17 protein-coding genes are annotated in these 15,428 nt (G+C 65.9%); 11 read left to right on the top strand and 6 right to left on the bottom strand.

The genetic code is table 11. The features are described 5' to 3' along the window. Positions 1-2 precede the first annotated feature (2 nt). Together DVB37_RS00615 and DVB37_RS00610 are read left to right on the top strand one after the other, a co-directional pair. Complete coding sequence (locus DVB37_RS00615) at positions 3-878, top strand: carbohydrate ABC transporter permease (protein WP_046803939.1); 876 nt, start codon at positions 3-5, stop codon at positions 876-878. Then, positions 875-1,675 (top strand): carbohydrate ABC transporter permease, encoded by an 801-nt coding sequence (locus DVB37_RS00610; protein WP_046803940.1) that lies wholly within the window; start codon positions 875-877, stop codon positions 1,673-1,675. The genes DVB37_RS00615 and DVB37_RS00610 overlap by 4 nt, the downstream gene beginning before the upstream one ends. A 120-nt stretch (positions 1,676-1,795) precedes the next feature. Here DVB37_RS00610 and DVB37_RS00605 read toward each other — a convergent pair whose 3' ends face one another. Next, entirely contained in the window at positions 1,796-2,113 is a 318-nt protein-coding gene (locus tag DVB37_RS00605) for a hypothetical protein (RefSeq protein WP_046803941.1), read from the bottom strand. 79 nt (positions 2,114-2,192) lie between these two features. Continuing rightward, entirely contained in the window at positions 2,193-2,534 is a 342-nt protein-coding gene (locus DVB37_RS00600; RefSeq protein ID WP_046803942.1) for a DUF1840 domain-containing protein, read from the bottom strand. A gap of 304 nt (positions 2,535-2,838) precedes the next feature. Here DVB37_RS00600 and argS point away from each other — a divergent pair, with 304 nt between their 5' ends. The 5 genes from argS to DVB37_RS00575 all read left to right on the top strand — a co-directional run bounded on the left by argS (position 2,839) and on the right by DVB37_RS00575 (position 8,359). Then, the gene (argS, locus tag DVB37_RS00595) at positions 2,839-4,524 is read left to right on the top strand and encodes an arginine--tRNA ligase (protein WP_104144676.1); all 1,686 of its coding nucleotides are present in this window, start codon (positions 2,839-2,841) and stop codon (positions 4,522-4,524) included. A 9-nt stretch (positions 4,525-4,533) separates the two neighbouring features. Continuing rightward, positions 4,534-5,268, top strand: coding sequence for an SPOR domain-containing protein (locus DVB37_RS00590; RefSeq protein ID WP_046803944.1), 735 nt, complete (start codon positions 4,534-4,536; stop codon positions 5,266-5,268). Between the two features lie 81 nt (positions 5,269-5,349). Beyond that, a complete protein-coding gene (locus DVB37_RS00585) occupies positions 5,350-5,982 on the top strand; it encodes a thiol:disulfide interchange protein DsbA/DsbL (protein ID WP_046803945.1) in 633 nt (210 codons plus the stop codon). 167 nt (positions 5,983-6,149) lie between these two features. Beyond that, entirely contained in the window at positions 6,150-7,367 is a 1,218-nt protein-coding gene (locus tag DVB37_RS00580) for an ABC transporter substrate-binding protein (protein WP_120153399.1), read from the top strand. After that, complete coding sequence (locus tag DVB37_RS00575) at positions 7,346-8,359, top strand: alpha/beta fold hydrolase (protein ID WP_240434018.1); 1,014 nt, start codon at positions 7,346-7,348, stop codon at positions 8,357-8,359. The genes DVB37_RS00580 and DVB37_RS00575 overlap by 22 nt, the downstream gene beginning before the upstream one ends. A gap of 10 nt (positions 8,360-8,369) precedes the next feature. On the opposite strand, the gene metC is transcribed toward DVB37_RS00575, so the two are convergent. Next, positions 8,370-9,563, bottom strand: a complete 1,194-nt coding sequence (gene metC, locus DVB37_RS00570) for a cystathionine beta-lyase (RefSeq protein ID WP_120153397.1) — start codon at positions 9,561-9,563, stop codon at positions 8,370-8,372. A gap of 83 nt (positions 9,564-9,646) precedes the next feature. Continuing rightward, positions 9,647-10,459 (bottom strand): nitroreductase, encoded by an 813-nt coding sequence (locus tag DVB37_RS00565; RefSeq protein ID WP_120153395.1) that lies wholly within the window; start codon positions 10,457-10,459, stop codon positions 9,647-9,649. Between the two features lie 114 nt (positions 10,460-10,573). On the opposite strand from DVB37_RS00565, the gene DVB37_RS00560 reads away from it, so the two are divergent. Next, entirely contained in the window at positions 10,574-11,200 is a 627-nt protein-coding gene (locus DVB37_RS00560) for a LysE family translocator (RefSeq protein WP_046803949.1), read from the top strand. A gap of 33 nt (positions 11,201-11,233) precedes the next feature. Here DVB37_RS00560 and DVB37_RS00555 read toward each other — a convergent pair whose 3' ends face one another. After that, on the bottom strand, positions 11,234-12,301 hold the full coding sequence (locus tag DVB37_RS00555) for an MBL fold metallo-hydrolase (RefSeq protein WP_120153392.1): 1,068 nt from the start codon (positions 12,299-12,301) through the stop codon (positions 11,234-11,236). A 73-nt stretch (positions 12,302-12,374) separates the two neighbouring features. Between DVB37_RS00555 and DVB37_RS00550 the strand changes: the two genes are divergently transcribed. The 3 genes from DVB37_RS00550 to DVB37_RS00540 all read left to right on the top strand — a co-directional run bounded on the left by DVB37_RS00550 (position 12,375) and on the right by DVB37_RS00540 (position 14,419). Further along, the gene (locus DVB37_RS00550) at positions 12,375-12,755 is read left to right on the top strand and encodes a MerR family DNA-binding transcriptional regulator (RefSeq protein WP_046803951.1); all 381 of its coding nucleotides are present in this window, start codon (positions 12,375-12,377) and stop codon (positions 12,753-12,755) included. A gap of 10 nt (positions 12,756-12,765) precedes the next feature. Further along, the gene (locus DVB37_RS00545) at positions 12,766-13,098 is read left to right on the top strand and encodes a YnfA family protein (RefSeq protein WP_205571598.1); all 333 of its coding nucleotides are present in this window, start codon (positions 12,766-12,768) and stop codon (positions 13,096-13,098) included. Between the two features lie 247 nt (positions 13,099-13,345). Continuing rightward, positions 13,346-14,419, top strand: a complete 1,074-nt coding sequence (locus DVB37_RS00540; RefSeq protein WP_120153390.1) for a hypothetical protein — start codon at positions 13,346-13,348, stop codon at positions 14,417-14,419. Here DVB37_RS00540 and DVB37_RS00535 read toward each other — a convergent pair. Beyond that, positions 14,406-15,377: a tripartite tricarboxylate transporter substrate binding protein gene (locus tag DVB37_RS00535; RefSeq protein ID WP_046803952.1), complete on the bottom strand. Its 972-nt coding sequence runs from the start codon at positions 15,375-15,377 to the stop codon at positions 14,406-14,408. The genes DVB37_RS00540 and DVB37_RS00535 overlap by 14 nt on opposite strands. Between the last annotated feature and the right edge of the window lie 51 nt (positions 15,378-15,428).

The raw sequence follows: 15,428 nt of genomic DNA, 5'->3' as shown, positions 1-15,428 counted from the left end.
CGATGAGCCGCTCTTTACATGCGCTTTATGGCTGGCTGCTGTTGCTGCCAGCCATCGTGCTGCTCGCCGCCTTCACGCATTACCCGGCGGTGGCGACGCTTTGGCACAGCTTTTTTTCCACGCCCAAGGGCGCGCGTCCGGCGCGTTTCGTGGGCCTGGAGAACTACGCCGTCATGCGTGACGACCCGGTGTTCTGGCAGTCGCTGTGGAACAACCTGTGGTTTGCGCTGGGCACGATCCCCACGTCCATCGGCATCGCGCTGATCATGGCGTTGTGGGTGAACCGCAACCTGAGCGGCCGCGGCTTTTTGCGCATGGCGTACTTCACGCCCACCGTGCTGCCGATGGTGGCGGTGGCCAACATCTGGCTGTTCTTCTACACGCCGCAGTACGGGCTGATCGCGCAGGTGATGGGGTGGTTCGGTTCGCCCGGCCCGAACTGGCTGGGCAACCGCGAAACTGCCTTGCCCGCGCTGATGCTGGTCACGGTGTGGAAAGAATCCGGCTTCTTCATGATCTTCTACCTGGCCGCCTTGCAGACCGTGTCGCCGTCGCTGCGCGAGGCCGCGATGCTGGAAGGCGCCTCGCGCTGGCAGTATTTCCGCCGCATCCTGTGGCCGCTGTTGATGCCCACCACGCTGTTCGTGCTGATCAATGCGCTGATCAACGCCTTCCGCCTGGTGGACCATGTGGTCGTCATGACGCGCGGCGGGCCGGATAACGCCAGCACCCTGCTGCTGTACTACATCTACCAGGTGGGTTTCAGTTTCTGGGACACGGCTTACGCCGCCACGCTGACCGTCGTGTTGCTGGTGGTACTGGCGCTGACCGCGCTGTTCAAGTTCCGCTGGCTGGATCGCAGGACGCACTATCAATGAAAGACAAGCTAGATACCCTGGGCGCCTGGGCGCTTGGCCTGTTGTGGATCCTGCCGCTGGCCTACGCGATGTGGGCGGCTTTCCACCCGCCCGCCTACGCAACCCGCTTCGAGCTGTTCGCGCCGTTGACGCTGGATAACTTCGTGCGTGCCTGGCACGCGGCGCCGTTTCCGCGCTATTTCCTGAACACCTTCCTGCTGGTGACGATGGTGTTGGCAGCGCAGTTGGTGCTGTCCACGCTGGCGGGCTACGCGTTCGCGCGATTCGAATTCCGGGGCCGCGATTTCGTCTTCATGCTGGTGCTGCTACAGCTGATGATCATGCCCGACGTGCTGCTGGTAGAGAACTACCGGTCCATGAGCCAGCTGGGCGTCCGCGACACCGTGTTCGCCATCGGCCTGCCGTACTTCGCGTCGGCGTTCGGCATTTTCCTGTTGCGCCAGACCTTCAAGACGGTGCCGCGCGAACTGGAAGAGGCGGCGCGCATGGAAGGCGCGGGCCCCATGCAGATTCTGTGGAAGGTGTATGTGCCGTTGGCCAAACCGATCTACGTGGCGTACGGGCTGGTGTCGGTCAGCCACCACTGGAACAATTTCCTGTGGCCGCTCATCATCACCAACTCGGTGGAATCCCGGCCGCTGACGGTGGGCTTGCAGGTGTTCTCGTCCACGGACCAGGGCATCGACTGGTCGGTCATTACCGCCGCCACGCTGATGTCGGCGGCGCCGCTGCTGATTGCCTTCCTGCTGTTCCAACGGCAATTCGTGCAGTCGTTCATGCGGGCGGGGATCCGCTAGCCTGGGGTTTGTGGCCTGCGGTCTGTGGTCTGCGGTCTGTGCGGCTGGCGCCGCGCACCCGAAAAAATCCCCGCCTTGAGCGGGGATTTGTTTTTTTAGCGCTTGCCGAGAGCCGCGCCATCAGTAGCCGACGGTCAGCCCCGGCAGGTCCACCGTGATGCGTGGGCGTTCCAGCGCCAGCGCCAGGTGCTCGGCGAACTCGCGGGCTTCCTTGGTGTCGGTGGACAGGGTGTCGTAGCCCAGGGCATCGGCCACGCCCAGCACCTTATCCAGCAACAACACTTTGCCGCTGGGCCGCAAGGGTTCGCAGCCCAGGGTTTCCCAGGCGCCGTCGAACCAATCGCGCGCGTCGCTCTGGCGCTGCGGGGACGGCTCTACCGTGGCGGTCAGGTCCAGCGACCGGCGGGGGTCGAAAACAATGGTGATGTCGCTGCGCATAAGGGTTTCCTTGAAAGGGCGTCAGGCCGCAAGGGTAAGGCAAAAAACACCGGTCGGATTGTCCGCCCGGCGACATTGCTTACCACCCGCGCGAGGCTTCCCAGGTGACTTCGACGCCCGCTGCCTGCGATTGCCGCAGCATGTCCAGCAGCGGAAACGCGCGTTCCTTCAGGCCCACCGTGCGCGCCATGGCCGCACGGGGCGCCTTGTCTTCGTCGTCTTCGTCGTCAAGCGGGCGCTCGGCGACCTCGATGGCGTGTTCGATGCCGGCGATGGCGGGGCCCAGTTGCTCCACCGTGAAAACGCCGCGTTCGGGGATCTTGTCGCCGATGGGTTTGCCCGCTGCCTGCAGAATGGGGCCGGCGTGGTCGGACAGCATCAGGACCTCGGCCACGACCTTGGAGTGAAAGGTAATCAGCATATTGCGGTCTCCCTTATTGAATACGTTACATACACTACCGCAACGCCCCAGGGATGCCAACTGGCGCCCTCGCGCGCGCGACACGGCCCGGACACCGGGCACCCGCGCCGCTGGCTAGGCATTTGATTTTGTTCAGAGTTCCGCCCGCCGCGCGAACGCTTGCCGGACGGTTTGCACGCCCGATCCGCCCGATTGGGCCGCCAAATCAACTATCATTCCGGATGATTCCCGTGACACTGCCGGCCCGGACACCGTCCGTTTGATTCCCGCCTTGGTCACTCACCCAGAACTTCTTCAGACGCCCATGCTCCCCGAGCAACAAAAACAGCTTATCTCCCTGATCCAGGCCGCCGTTGCGCAGAGCCTTCCCGACGCCCAGGCCAATGTGCTGCTTGAGCGCCCCAAGGTCGCCGCCCACGGCGACGTCGCCACCAACGTAGCCATGCAGCTGGCCAAGCCGGCCCGCCGCAACCCGCGCGAACTGGCCCAGGCCATCGTGGACGCGCTGATGGCCGCCCCCGGTGCCCGAGATCTGGTCGACAGCGCTGAAATCGCCGGCCCTGGCTTCATCAACCTGCGTATCACCGCCGCCGCGCGCCAGGCCGTCATCGCCGCCGTGGCCGAGCAGGGCGCAAGCTTTGGCCGCGCCCCGCGCAGCGGCGAGAAGATCCTGGTTGAATTCGTGTCGGCCAACCCCACCGGCCCGCTGCACGTGGGCCACGCGCGCCAAGCCGCGCTGGGCGACGCCCTGTGCCGCCTGTACGACGCCATCGGCTGGGACGTCACCCGCGAGTTCTACTACAACGACGCCGGCAACCAGATCCACAACCTGGCCATCAGCGTGCAGGCGCGTGCCCGTGGCCTGACGACGGAATCCCCCGACTGGCCGGAAGACGGCTACAAGGGCGACTACATCGCCGACATCGCGCGCGACTTCCAGGCCGGCAAGACCATCCAGCCGTCCGACGGCGAACCCGTCACCGCCACCGGCAACATCGACAACCTGGACGACATCCGCGTTTTCGCCGTAGCGTACCTGCGCCGCGAACAAGACCTGGACTTGCAGGCGTTCGGCCTGGCGTTCGACAACTACTACCTGGAAAGCTCGCTGTACACGTCGGGCCGCGTCGAAGCCACCGTCAAGGCGCTGGTTGCCGGCGGTCATACCTATGAAGAAGGCGGCGCGCTGTGGCTGCGCACCACCGAACTGGGCACGGGCGACGACAAAGACCGCGTCATGCGCAAAAGCGAAGGCGGCTACACCTACTTCGTGCCGGACGTGGCGTATCACAAGGCCAAATGGGAACGCGGCTTTCACCGCGCCGTGAACATCCAGGGCAGCGACCACCACGGCACCGTGGCCCGCGTGCGCGCCGGCTTGCAGGCGCTGGAAGAGGGCATCCCCAAGGATTACCCGTCGTACGTGCTGCACAAGATGGTCAAGGTGATGCGCGGGGGCGAAGAGGTCAAGATCTCCAAGCGCGCCGGCAGCTACGTCACCATGCGCGACCTGATCGACTGGGTCGGGCGCGACGCCGTGCGCTACTTCCTGATCCAGCGCCGCGCCGACACCGAATTTGTATTTGACGTGGACCTGGCCTTGTCGAAAAGCGACGAGAACCCCGTCTATTACATCCAGTACGCGCACGCTCGCATCTGCACGATGATCAACAACGCCGGCATGCCCGCCGCTGACGTGGCCGCCGCCGATACGTCCTTGCTGACCGCGCCGTCCGAATTCGCGCTGATGCAACGCCTGGCCGAATTCCCCAACGTGGTGGCGTTGGCGGCGCAAGACCTGTCGCCGCACCACATCGCGTTCTGGCTGCGCGACTGCGCCTCGGACTTCCACGCCTGGTACAGCGCCGAACGCGTGCTGGTTGACGACGTGGCCCTGAAGCTGGCCCGCCTGCGCCTGGCCGCCACCACGCGTCAGGTCCTGGCCAACGGCCTGGAACTGATGGGCGTATCCGCGCCCGAGCGGATGTAACATCGGTTCATGGCAACAAAGCGCAAAACCACCCGCCGTTCCTCCGGCGAAAGCGGCAGCACCCTTTACGGGGCGCTCGCCGGCCTGCTCATCGGTCTGATCGTGGCCGCCGTCGTGGCCTTCTACGTCACCAAGGCGCCGATCCCCTTCGTGGACCGGGCCACTCGCCAGGGCGACCCCGGCAAGCTGCCCGATCCGCGTCAGGCACCGGACCCCAACGCGGGCCTGTACGGGCGCGACGGCGCGGCGGGCGCGCCACCCACCGGCCCCACCGCCACCGCTCCGGCGCCGCTACCGGGCGCCGGCACGGGATCGGGCGCCGCGTCCAAGCCTGACGAGACCCCGTCCCGGCTGGACGATCTGGGCGCGCTGATCGCCACGCTACCGTCCACCGCCAAACCGCAAGCCGCCGCGCCTGCGGCCAGCACCCCCGGCACCGCGCCCACGCCTTTGTCCAAGCCCGCGCCAGCGCCCACGCCGGCTCCTGCCGCCAAGGCCGCCGCGCCGGCCGCAACCGGCACGTACTACCTGCAAGCCGGCGCATTCCGAGGCGAAAACGACGCGGAATCGCTCAAGGCCCGCATTATTCTGCTGGGCTTGCCGGTTGCCGTGCAAAAGGCCGAAGTGAACGGCAAGCCGCTGAACCGCGTGCGCGTCGGCCCGTTTGCGCGGCTGGACGACATGAACCGGGCGCGCGGCCGCCTGGGCGAAAACAAGATCGAAACCGCCGTGGTGCGCCAGTAGCGCGATGCGGCGCCATTTTTTTCATTGAACTAATCCGGCCCCGGGCCTGTCTGTAACTTTTTACTCAGGAACCTCTCATCCATGTTGTCCCCCAAGATCGTTCGCATCATGGCCGCGGCCGCGCTGACCGCCTCCGCGTTCTTCAGCCCGGTTAGCCACGCCCAAGGCACCCAAGCCTACGTGGCCATCAACCCGCCGCTGCCCTCCGATACCCCGGGCAAAGTGGAAGTGCTGGAATTCTTCGCCTACACCTGCCCGCACTGCGCCGCCATGGAACCCATGGTTGAAGCCTGGGCCAAGACCGCGCCGTCGGACGTCGTCCTCAAGCAAGTGCCCATCGCCTTCAATGCCGGCATGAAACCGCTGCAACAGGTTTACTACACGTTCATGGCCCTGGAACGCCCCGACCTGCACGCCAAGTTCTTCACCGCCATCCACGGCGAAAACAAGCGCCTGTTCGACAAGAAGTCGATGGGCGAATGGGCCGCCTCGCAAGGCGTGGACCGCGCCAAGTTCGATTCCGTGTTTGACTCGTTCAGCGTGCAAACCCAAGTGCAGCGTGCCACGCAGCTGGCCGACGCCTACCGCATCGACGGCACCCCGTCGTTTGCCGTCGGCGGCAAGTTCATGACCTCGCCGGTCATGGCCGGCAACAGCTATGAAGGCGCCCTGAAGGAAGTCGACAAGCTGGTCCCGATGGCGCGCAACAAGTAAGTCACGCGCCCCCCTTCGCTTCATCGTGCAAAACGCCTCGGCCACATGGCCGGGGCGTTTTTCTTTGGGAAATCGTTGAGAAAGTCTTCCCTCTTTCTGATTTGCCGGGGCTACACTTTTGCCACAAGAATTCGCCGCGACGACGGCATCAAAAGGGTGGAAGACAAATGAAGCAGCAATTCCTGCGTAAACGCGCGGCACAAGCGCTTGGCCTGTGCCTGGCATTGACCGCCATCGCCACGCACGCCAACACGGCGGACGGCGTGAAGATCGGCGTACTGACGGACATGGCGGGCGTTACCGCCGACGCCACCGGCAAGGGCTCGGTGGAAGCCGCCCGACTGGCTATCGAAGAAATGGGCGGCACGGTGCTGGGCAAACCCATCTCGCTGGTCTCGGGCGACCACCAACACCGCCCCGACATCGGCAGCAGCATGGTCCGCAAGTGGTACGACACCGACGGCGTGGACGTTGTGGTGGACGTGCCCAATTCCTCGGTCGCGCTGGCGGTGCAGGGCATCGCGCGTGAAAAGAAAAAACTGGTGCTGTTCTCCAGCCCCGGCACCACGGCGCTGTCGCAGGCGCAGTGCTCGCCTTACGGCGTGCAGTGGACGTACACCACCTACGCCTTGTCGCGCGGCACCGCCACCGCCGTGGTGAACGAAGGCAACAAGCGCTGGTTCATCCTGGCGTCGGACTACGCCTTCGGCAAACAGCTGGCGGCGGACACGGAAACCGTCGTGAAAACCAATGGCGGCGAAGTCGCAGGCACCGTGTTCCACCCCCTGAACGCGTCGGACTTTGCGTCGTTCCTGTTGCAGGCGCAGGGGTCAAAGGCGCAGATCATTGCCATTGCGAATGCGGGCGGCGACACGATTTCGGCTATCAAGCAGGCGGCGGAATTCGGCATTGGCGGCGCACAACAGCTGGCGGCGATGCTGCTGCTGATCACGGACGTGCACAGCCTGGGGCTGCAAGCGGCGCAGAAAACCTACCTGACGGTGCCGTCGTACTGGGACATGAACGAGGGCACGCGCGCCTTCACCAAGAAGTTCGAGGCGCGCGTCGGCCGCCCGCCCACCTTCCTGCAAGCCGGTGTGTACGGCCAGGTGCGGCACTACCTGCAAGCGGTGAAGGCGGCCGGCACGGCGGACTCGGACGCAGTGATGGCCAAGATGAAATCGCTGCCTATCGATGACCCGTTCAGCATGAACGCACGCATCCGCGAAGACGGCCTGGTGGTGCGCGACATGATGCTGGCGCAAGTGAAGACCCCCGCGCAGTCCAAGGCCCCGTGGGACTACTACAACATCGTGCGCAGCATTCCCGGCGACACGCTGGCCTGGCCGCTGTCGGACAGCCAATGCCCGCTGGTCAAGCGATGACGCGGCCCAAGCCTGACGCCGGGGCTGCCCCGCGCGCGCAGCCCCGGGGCGATGCCGTCACGCTGGCCGACTTCGGCAGCTTCTACGCGGGCGGCAGGCCGGTGCGCGTGGCCGGGCTGCCGCAGCGCGAGATTGCTTTCACAAAAAGCGCGTCGCTGGCGTATGACCCGAACGGCCTGTACCACTTCGAGCAGGCGTATGTGCAGTACTTCATCCCGGCGCGCTTGGCGCATCCGCTGCCCATCGTGCTGCTGCACGGCGGCGGCATGACGGGCGCGATGTGGGAACAGACGCCGGACGGTCGCGCGGGCTGGATGCAGCACTTTCTGCGCCAGGGCCACGCGGTGTATGTGGTGGACAACGTCGAACGCGGCCGCGCCGGCTGGGCGCCGTTTGAGCAGGTGTGGCCCGAGGCGCCCATCATGCGTACCGCCGAAGAAAGCTGGTCGTTGTTCCGTCTGGGCCGCGCCGAGGATTTCGGGATGCGCCGCCCCTTCGCGGGGCAGCGCTTTCCGGTGGGTGCGTTCGACGATTTCATCCGGCACGCGGTGCCGCGCTGGCTGAGCAACAACGAGGCGGCGTTGCACGGTTTTTGCGCGGCGCTGGATCGCATCGGACCCTGCGTGGTCGTGGCGCACAGCCATGGCGGCGAGGTCGCTTACCGGGCGCTTCATGCGCGGCCCGATCTGGTGCGTGGTGTGATCGGCATCGAACCGTCGGGCTACTCCGCCGACGTCACGGCCGCCGCCGTGGCGAACAAGCCGTTCCTGTTCGTCTATGGCGACTATCTGGACGCCACGCCGCTATGGCAACGCCTGTGCGCAAGCGGGCGGGACTATGCAGAATCGTTGGCACGCCACGGCGCCCGGGTAGACACGTGGCGGCTGGCCGACATGGGTATCGCCGGCAATTCGCACATGCCGATGATGGACGACAACAGCGACGACATCGCCGCCCGCATCGGCGCGTGGATCCGCGGCGGCGTCACATAAGCCGGCGGCGCTATGCGCTGACCGCCGCCGCTTTTTCCAGCGCCTGGGTCAGGTCAGCGATGATGTCCTCGGGCGCTTCCAGGCCGATGTGCAAGCGCACCACCGCGTTCTCGCCTTCGCCCCAATAGCGGTGCTTGGACAAATCCTTGGGCGACACCAGCTGCACCAGGCTTTCGTAGCCGCCCCACGAAAAGCCGATGCCGAACAACGTCAGGGCATCCACGAACGCGCGCGCGGCGGCGGGCGACAAGCGCAACTCAACCGACAGCATGCCGTTGGACCCGGAGCAATCGCGCTGCCACAACGCGTGGCCGGGATCTTCGGGCAACGCCGGGTGGAAAAGGCGCACGGTTTCGGGGCGACTCTTGAAGAATTCGCACACCTGCAAGGCATGGCGCGCGTGCTGCGCCATGCGGATCGGCATCGTGCGCACCCCGCGCAGCGCCAGCCAGGCGTCGTCGGCGCTGATGGAATAACCCATCGCGTACTGCGTGCGGTTCAGCTTTTTGGCAATGCCTTCGTCGTTGGTCACCACCGCGCCCAGCATCAGGTCCGAGTGCCCGCCCACGTACTTCGTGCCGGCAATGATCGACACCTGCGCCCCCAGCGTCAACGGACGGTAGATGTAGCCCGAGCCCCAGGTGTTATCGGTGGCCAGCACCAACCCGTGGCGCTTGGCGAAGGCGGCCATGGCGCCCATGTCCAGCATTTCAAACAGCAGCGAGCCGGGCGATTCCACGTACAGCAGTTTCGTGTTGGGCTGCACCAGCGCGTCCAGGTCGTCGTCGGCCGCGAAGTAGGTGATGTCGATGTTCATGCGCTTGAGCACGGCGTCGTCCAGTTCCCGCATCGGGCCGTAGACGCAATCGGAGATCAGAGCATGGTCGCCGGCCGAGCACAGCGCCATCATCACCATCGTCATCGCGGACAAGCCCGAGGGCGCCAGGTAGCAATGCGTGCCGCCTTCCAGCTGCGTAAAGACCTGTTCCAGCGCGGCGTGGGTGTCCATGCCCATGCGGCCATAGGTGGTGGCGCGACCGCCTTCGGCCTTGCTGCGCTGCGCCTGTTCCAGCGCGGCCAGGTTCTGGAACCGCACGGTGCTGGCGCGCATCGGCGGCAGCGGCACGGGCGCGGTACCGGTCTGGGGGTCGAACGGGGCGGTGCCCGCGTGCTGCAAAACCGTATCGATGTGTTTGGAGGTCATCTTCGAAGGAACGCTGGAGAAATGAACAGGGCCGGACTCGGGGCGAACAGGGTGAACCATATCAGGCGTGGCGGCGCCTGTCCCTAGGCGGTGACCCAACTGACCGTTTCGGGCAGGTCGGCACGGCGCGTGCGGTAGCTGTTGGCCGGATGATCGGCGTCGGCATAGCCGAACGAGATGCCGCAGACCACGCGCCGGTCGGCGTCGATGCCCAGCACGTCGCGCAACACCTCGGGGTACATCGCCAGCGACGCCTGGGCCACCGTGGCCACGCCGTTGGCCTGCGCCGCCAGCAGGAAGTTGGCGACGTAGCCGCCGCAATCCATCGCGCCGTATTCGCCCAGCGCCTCGTCGGTGGTGATGATGGCTACGTGCGGCGCATCAAACAGCTGGAAGTTGCGCAACTCTTGCCTGCGATAGGCGTCGCGATCACCGCGCGCCACGCCCACCGCGCCGTACAGCTGAAAGCCCGATTCGCGGCGGCGCGCCAGGTATTCGTTGCGGTATTCGCGGGGGAAGGGGAAGTCGGGGGTAAAGCCTGACGCCGCATCGGCTTGTTGCGCGCGCGCCAGCAGCGCGGCGCGCAAGCGCTCGGTACCCGCGCCTTCGGTCACCGCGACCCGCCAGGGCTGGCAGTTGCACCATGACGCCGTGCGCTGGGCCAGCGTCAGGATGCGTTCGATGACGTCGCGCGGCACGGGCGCGGGCAGGAAGGCACGGCAGCTGTGCCGGGCCAGCAGCAGGGCGTGCAGCGCGGCGTCGGGGCCGGCTGCGGTGTCGAGGCCGGGGCCAGCGTGGGAGGCATGTCGGGCCGGGGCGGCTTGCGATGCTTGGGACGCTTGCGATGTTTCTGGCGCTTGCGATGCTTGCGATGCCTGCGCGGCGTTTGTCGTCATGGCGTGTCTCTCTCTGTCCTTGGGGTTCCGTGGCAGCGCTGAACTGCGGGGAATTTGCCCTTATGATGCCATTCTCCGGGCTACCCGGCGCCCACCTCCACCAGGCCACGTCCCATGCTGCCCTTCGACACCCTGATCGCTTTTTTCGGCATTGCCGTGCTGCTGGCGCTGACGCCCGGGCCGGACAATGTGTTCGTGCTGATGCAGTCCGCTATCTGGGGACGCAAGGCGGGCATGCTGGTGGTGCTGGGGCTGTGCACCGGTCTGCTGGGCCACACGGCCGCCGTCGCCCTCGGGCTTGCCGCCGTGTTCGCGGCCTCGCCCATGGCGTTCACGGCGCTTAAGCTGGCGGGTGCGGCGTACCTGACATACCTGGCGTGGCAGATCCTGCGCGCCCCCGTGGAATCGGAAGACGGCAAACGGCCCGAACCGCTCAAGCCCGGCGCGCTGTACCGGCGCGGCATCGTCATGAACCTGACCAACCCCAAGGTGCTGCTGTTCTTCTTCGCCTTCCTGCCGCAATTCACCACGCCCGCGCTGGGCCCGGTCGGCTTGCAGGTCATGCAGCTGGGCGCCGTGTTCATGGTGTCGACGTTGCTGGTGTTCGGCGCCATCGCGTTCTTTTCCGGCGCGTTCGGCGAACTGCTGCAACGCTCGGTCACGGCCAAGCGTTGGCTCAATCGCATCGCCGCCCTGGTGTTCGTGGGCCTTGCCGTCAGGCTGGCCACGGCGACACGCTGACGGGTCCGGTCATGAACCCGCCGCGCTTGTCGATCACGCAGCCGTGAACCGCACAATGCCGTCGTCGCCGGTGGCACGACGCAGCTTGCCCTCGAAATACAGCGCATGCAGGTGCGCCAGCGCTTCACCCATGGCGAAGGTCAGCTGATGCAGGTCCAGCTTGCGCTTGAACAGCACCGGCAAGATGTCCGTCGTTGACTGCGGCTGCGCGGCGCATGCCTCAAGCACTTCGGCCAGACGATCGCGGTGGTGTTCGTGCTGCTGCGCAATGCGCTCGTGCAGGCCCTTGAACGGCCGCCCGTGCGAGGGCAGCACCAGCGCGTCGCGGGGCAGGCCGGCGTAGCCGTCCAGCGACCGCAGGTACAGCGGCAAGGGGTTGGCGTCGGGCTCGTAATCGAACACGCTGATGTTGGTGGAAATGCGCGGCAGCACCATGTCGCCCGAGATCAGCACGTTCAGGTCGGCGCTGTATAGCGAGGCGTGTTCCGGCGCGTGGCCGTAACCCACGATCACGCGCCAGTCGTGGTCACCGATGCGCACCTGATCGCCGTGCATGATGCGCGTGTAGCGGGCGGGCACCGCCGGCACCAGGTTGGGGTAGTAGTTGGCGCGCTGGCGGATCTGCTCTTGCGCGCCCAGGTCCGTCAGGCCATGGCGCGCAAAGTGTTCGACGGCGGATTGGCCGCCCGGGCCGCCGCCCGCTTCGTTACGGCGCGACGACCACAACGAGGCCACCATGAAGTCCGTCATCGTCATCCACAGCCGCGCGTCCCAGCGTTCGCACAGCCAATGCGCCAGGCCGATGTGGTCGGGGTGCATATGCGTGACCAGGACGCGCAGCACGGGCAGGCCTTCAAGTTCGTTCTTGAAGACGTCTTCCCACAAGGCCTTGACCTCGTCGCGCGAGATGCCACAGTCAACGATGGTCCAGCCGTCCTGGCCGTCGATGCGGTCGCGCAGCAGCCAGAGGTTGATATGATCCAGCGCGAACGGCAGCGGCATCCGGATCCACTTGACGCCTTCCGCCACCACATGGGCCCGGCCGGCTTCGGGCTGGAAGTCCGCCCAGGGGTACTGCAATTTCTGTTCGTTGGGGTTCATTGCCTCTTGCTCCACGCTTGACGTTGACGTCAAGTCATCATAATTTACGTTTACGTAAACTGCCACACGCCGCATGCCCTCGTCAACCTGGACCATCTCTGAGCTCGCCCGCGAGTTCGACGTTACGCCCCGCACGATCCGCTTCTATGAAGACCAGGGTATCGTCAGCCCGGCGCGCGAGGGCCGCAACCGCATCTTTGGCCCGCGCGACCGCACGCGCCTGAAACTGGCGCTACGCGGCAAACGCCTGGGCTTGCAGCTGTCTGAAATCCTGACGCTGATCGACATGTACGACGGCCCCGGCGATACCGAAGTGCAATTGCGCCAGTACCTCAGCGTGCTGGAGCAGCACCGCGACACGCTGGAACAACAGCGCCGCGACATCGAAGACACCTTGCAGGAAATTGCGCAGCAGGAACGCGAATGCCGCGCGCTGCTGGCGCAAAAACCCTGAGGGCGCGCACGTGGCGGCCCTGCAAACCCTTGCGCTGTTCGTCCTGACGGCGCTGGCCGAAATCATCGGCTGCTACCTTCCATACCTGTGGTTGCGCAAGGGCCATTCCATCTGGCTACTTGCCCCGGCGGGGGCCAGCCTGGCGCTTTTCGCGTGGCTGCTGACGCTGCACCCCGCCGCCTCCGGCCGCGTCTACGCCGCTTACGGCGGCGTGTACATCGGCATGGCGTTGATGTGGTTGTGGGCGGTTGACGGCGTGCGGCCCAGCGCAAGCGACTGGCTGGGCGTGGGCCTGTGCCTGGCCGGCATGCTTGTGATCATGTTCGGACCCCGCCCGACCTGACGCGGCGCGGCCTGCGCGGCCCGACCTCCCCCGTCTGCGCCTCAGAAAGTTCCGATCAAAAATAAGACTTATCCAATATCTTTGCGTCCGACAGGAAGGCAAGATCGGCAATCGCCATCCCCGCTGCATCGCGGCCGTGATTGCCCGAAGCCCTTGCGCGCCTTCCTTCGGCTTTGCTTCTGTCTTGCCGGGTTCTTGCGGCGGCGCACGGTGGTCAATGGCGGTGTCTCTGGCAACAGGATTCCTCATGCACACGAAGCCCCAACACCCCATCCTCGACCGCCAACCGCAATTGCGCATCGCCGCCGACGCGGCCGGCTTTGAATGCCTGGATACGCATTGGCGGGGCTTGTCGGCGATGTACCGTTTCCAATGCACCGCAGGGCACCAATTCCAGCGCACGCTGCAAACGTTCGGCCGCGCGCTGCAAGTCAAATGCCCGTTATGCGCGGCCGAGGCCAACTTCACACGCCTGGGCGAACTGGCGCAGAAGAACGGGGTCACCTGCCTGGAGCCGCACTGGCTGGGCTGGGATGTACCGCATCGCTTTCAATGCGACGCCGGCCACGCCTGGAACCGCAAGGGCAACAAGGCGCTGCAACGTATCGGTTGCGCCGTGTGTGGCCGTGACGCGGGCTACCGGCGCCGGCGCGACGACCTGCTGGTGCGTATCCAGAAGACCGCCATCGCGCGCGGCGGGCAGTGCCTGGATACCGCCAGCCCGCGCGGGCAAAAGAGCTTTCAGTTCCGCTGCGGCGCGGGGCACGAATGGGAAGCGGCGGGTGCGGATGTGCTGCGTCGAACCTGGTGCCCGGAATGCGCGCGCCTGCGCAAGGTCGAAGGCTATCGGCATCCCGACGGCCTGGCCCGCCTGCAACGCAAGGCCAAAGAGCGGGGCGGCCTGTGCCTGTCGGACGCGTATCGCGGGCTGGGCGTGCGGTATCGATTCCGCTGCGCCGACGGCCACGAATGGCTGACCACCGGCGGCAAAATTCTGCTGGGCAGTTGGTGCGGCGTTTGCGCCAACTTGAACAAGCGGCTGGGCATCGAGGCCGCGCATCAGGCGGCCCGCGATCGCGGTGGCGAATGCCTGACGTCCATGTACTTGAACACCACCCGAAAAATGCACTGGCTGTGTCATCGCGGTCACGATTGGCATGCGCCGTTCGCGTCGATTCGCGCGGGCCATTGGTGCGCGCAGTGCGCCCACATGGCCCGCATCACCAATGCCAAATCGTTGGCCGCCATGCGTTATCGGGTCATGGGGCTGCCGGTGGATGACCGCGGGCTGCCCCACAAGCCCAGGCTTAATCGGCCTTGATATTGCCTTCTTTGATCAGGCGGGCGTTGTTGGTGAATTCCGCCTGCACCTGCTTGGCAAACGCCTCGCCGGTCGCGGTGCCCGGTTGCAGATACGACTTGGCCAGCAGGTCCTGGAAATCAGCGCTGGCCACCGCGCGCGTCAGCGCCGCCAGCAGCGGCTGGGACACGGTGGGCGGCAAGTTGGCGGGCGCAAACACGCCGAAGTTCGAGTAGTACTGCGCCTGCGGCAGTTTCAGTTCGGCCATCGTCGGCACGTCGGGCCATGCGGCCAGGCGTTGCGGCGCCATCACCGCCAGCGGCTTTAACGCGCCGTTTGCCACGTGCGGCAGCACCACGTCGCTATTGACCACCAGCAATTCCACCACGCCGCCCAGCCCGTCGGTCAGCGCCTGACTGTTGCCCCGATAGGGCACGTGCAGCATCTGCGTGCCGGTCTGCCTGGTGACGGCGGCCATGCCGATATGCGCCACGGTGCCCTGGCCCGGCGTGCCGTAACGCACGCCTTCCGGATGCGACTTGGCGTAGTCGATCAAGCCCGCAAAGTCCTTGACCGGCAGGGCCTTGGTGGCAACGATGGCCACCGGCGCGACGGCCACGCTGGCCACCGGCGTCAGGTCCTTCATCGGGTCGTAGTTGGTCTTGGCCAGATGCGGGAAGATCGTCAGCGGGCTGGTCGACGCCAGCAGCAGCGTCGTGCCGTCCGGCTGCGAACGCGCGACGAAGTCAGTGCCCACCGAAGCGCCCGCGCCCGGCTTGTTTTCAACGATGACCGTAACGTTGGCTTCCTTGCGCAGCACGTCGCCCAAACGGCGACCGATGGCGTCCGCGCTACCGCCCGCCGTGTACGGCACCACCAGCGTGATGGGTTTGGCGGGCCAGCCTTGGGCCATGGCGCCGCTTGCCACGATTGCCAGAGCCGCCCCCGCGGCCTTGATCAGCAAAGTCTTCTTTTTCATATTGTCCTGGTGATGTTGCGTAGCACTGCGTGAGGTAAAGCGTCGGGCGAA

It is taken from the genome of Achromobacter sp. B7 (assembly GCF_003600685.1).
Taxonomy (GTDB): domain Bacteria; phylum Pseudomonadota; class Gammaproteobacteria; order Burkholderiales; family Burkholderiaceae_B; genus Achromobacter; species Achromobacter spanius_B.
The sequence above is the reverse complement of the archived record's forward strand: the minus strand, read 5'-3'. Positions and strand labels throughout refer to the sequence as shown.

Coding starts and splice junctions, on each gene's coding strand:
- DVB37_RS00615 (WP_046803939.1), top strand. CDS start 3: ATGAGCCGCTCTTTACATGCGCTTTATGGCTGGCTGCTGTTGCTGCCA.
- DVB37_RS00610 (WP_046803940.1), top strand. CDS start 875: ATGAAAGACAAGCTAGATACCCTGGGCGCCTGGGCGCTTGGCCTGTTG.
- DVB37_RS00605 (WP_046803941.1), bottom strand. CDS start 2,113: ATGCGCAGCGACATCACCATTGTTTTCGACCCCCGCCGGTCGCTGGAC.
- DVB37_RS00600 (WP_046803942.1), bottom strand. CDS start 2,534: ATGCTGATTACCTTTCACTCCAAGGTCGTGGCCGAGGTCCTGATGCTG.
- argS (WP_104144676.1), top strand. CDS start 2,839: ATGCTCCCCGAGCAACAAAAACAGCTTATCTCCCTGATCCAGGCCGCC.
- DVB37_RS00590 (WP_046803944.1), top strand. CDS start 4,534: ATGGCAACAAAGCGCAAAACCACCCGCCGTTCCTCCGGCGAAAGCGGC.
- DVB37_RS00585 (WP_046803945.1), top strand. CDS start 5,350: ATGTTGTCCCCCAAGATCGTTCGCATCATGGCCGCGGCCGCGCTGACC.
- DVB37_RS00580 (WP_120153399.1), top strand. CDS start 6,150: ATGAAGCAGCAATTCCTGCGTAAACGCGCGGCACAAGCGCTTGGCCTG.
- DVB37_RS00575 (WP_240434018.1), top strand. CDS start 7,346: ATGCCCGCTGGTCAAGCGATGACGCGGCCCAAGCCTGACGCCGGGGCT.
- metC (WP_120153397.1), bottom strand. CDS start 9,563: ATGACCTCCAAACACATCGATACGGTTTTGCAGCACGCGGGCACCGCC.
- DVB37_RS00565 (WP_120153395.1), bottom strand. CDS start 10,459: ATGACGACAAACGCCGCGCAGGCATCGCAAGCATCGCAAGCGCCAGAA.
- DVB37_RS00560 (WP_046803949.1), top strand. CDS start 10,574: ATGCTGCCCTTCGACACCCTGATCGCTTTTTTCGGCATTGCCGTGCTG.
- DVB37_RS00555 (WP_120153392.1), bottom strand. CDS start 12,301: ATGAACCCCAACGAACAGAAATTGCAGTACCCCTGGGCGGACTTCCAG.
- DVB37_RS00550 (WP_046803951.1), top strand. CDS start 12,375: ATGCCCTCGTCAACCTGGACCATCTCTGAGCTCGCCCGCGAGTTCGAC.
- DVB37_RS00540 (WP_120153390.1), top strand. CDS start 13,346: ATGCACACGAAGCCCCAACACCCCATCCTCGACCGCCAACCGCAATTG.
- DVB37_RS00535 (WP_046803952.1), bottom strand. CDS start 15,377: ATGAAAAAGAAGACTTTGCTGATCAAGGCCGCGGGGGCGGCTCTGGCA.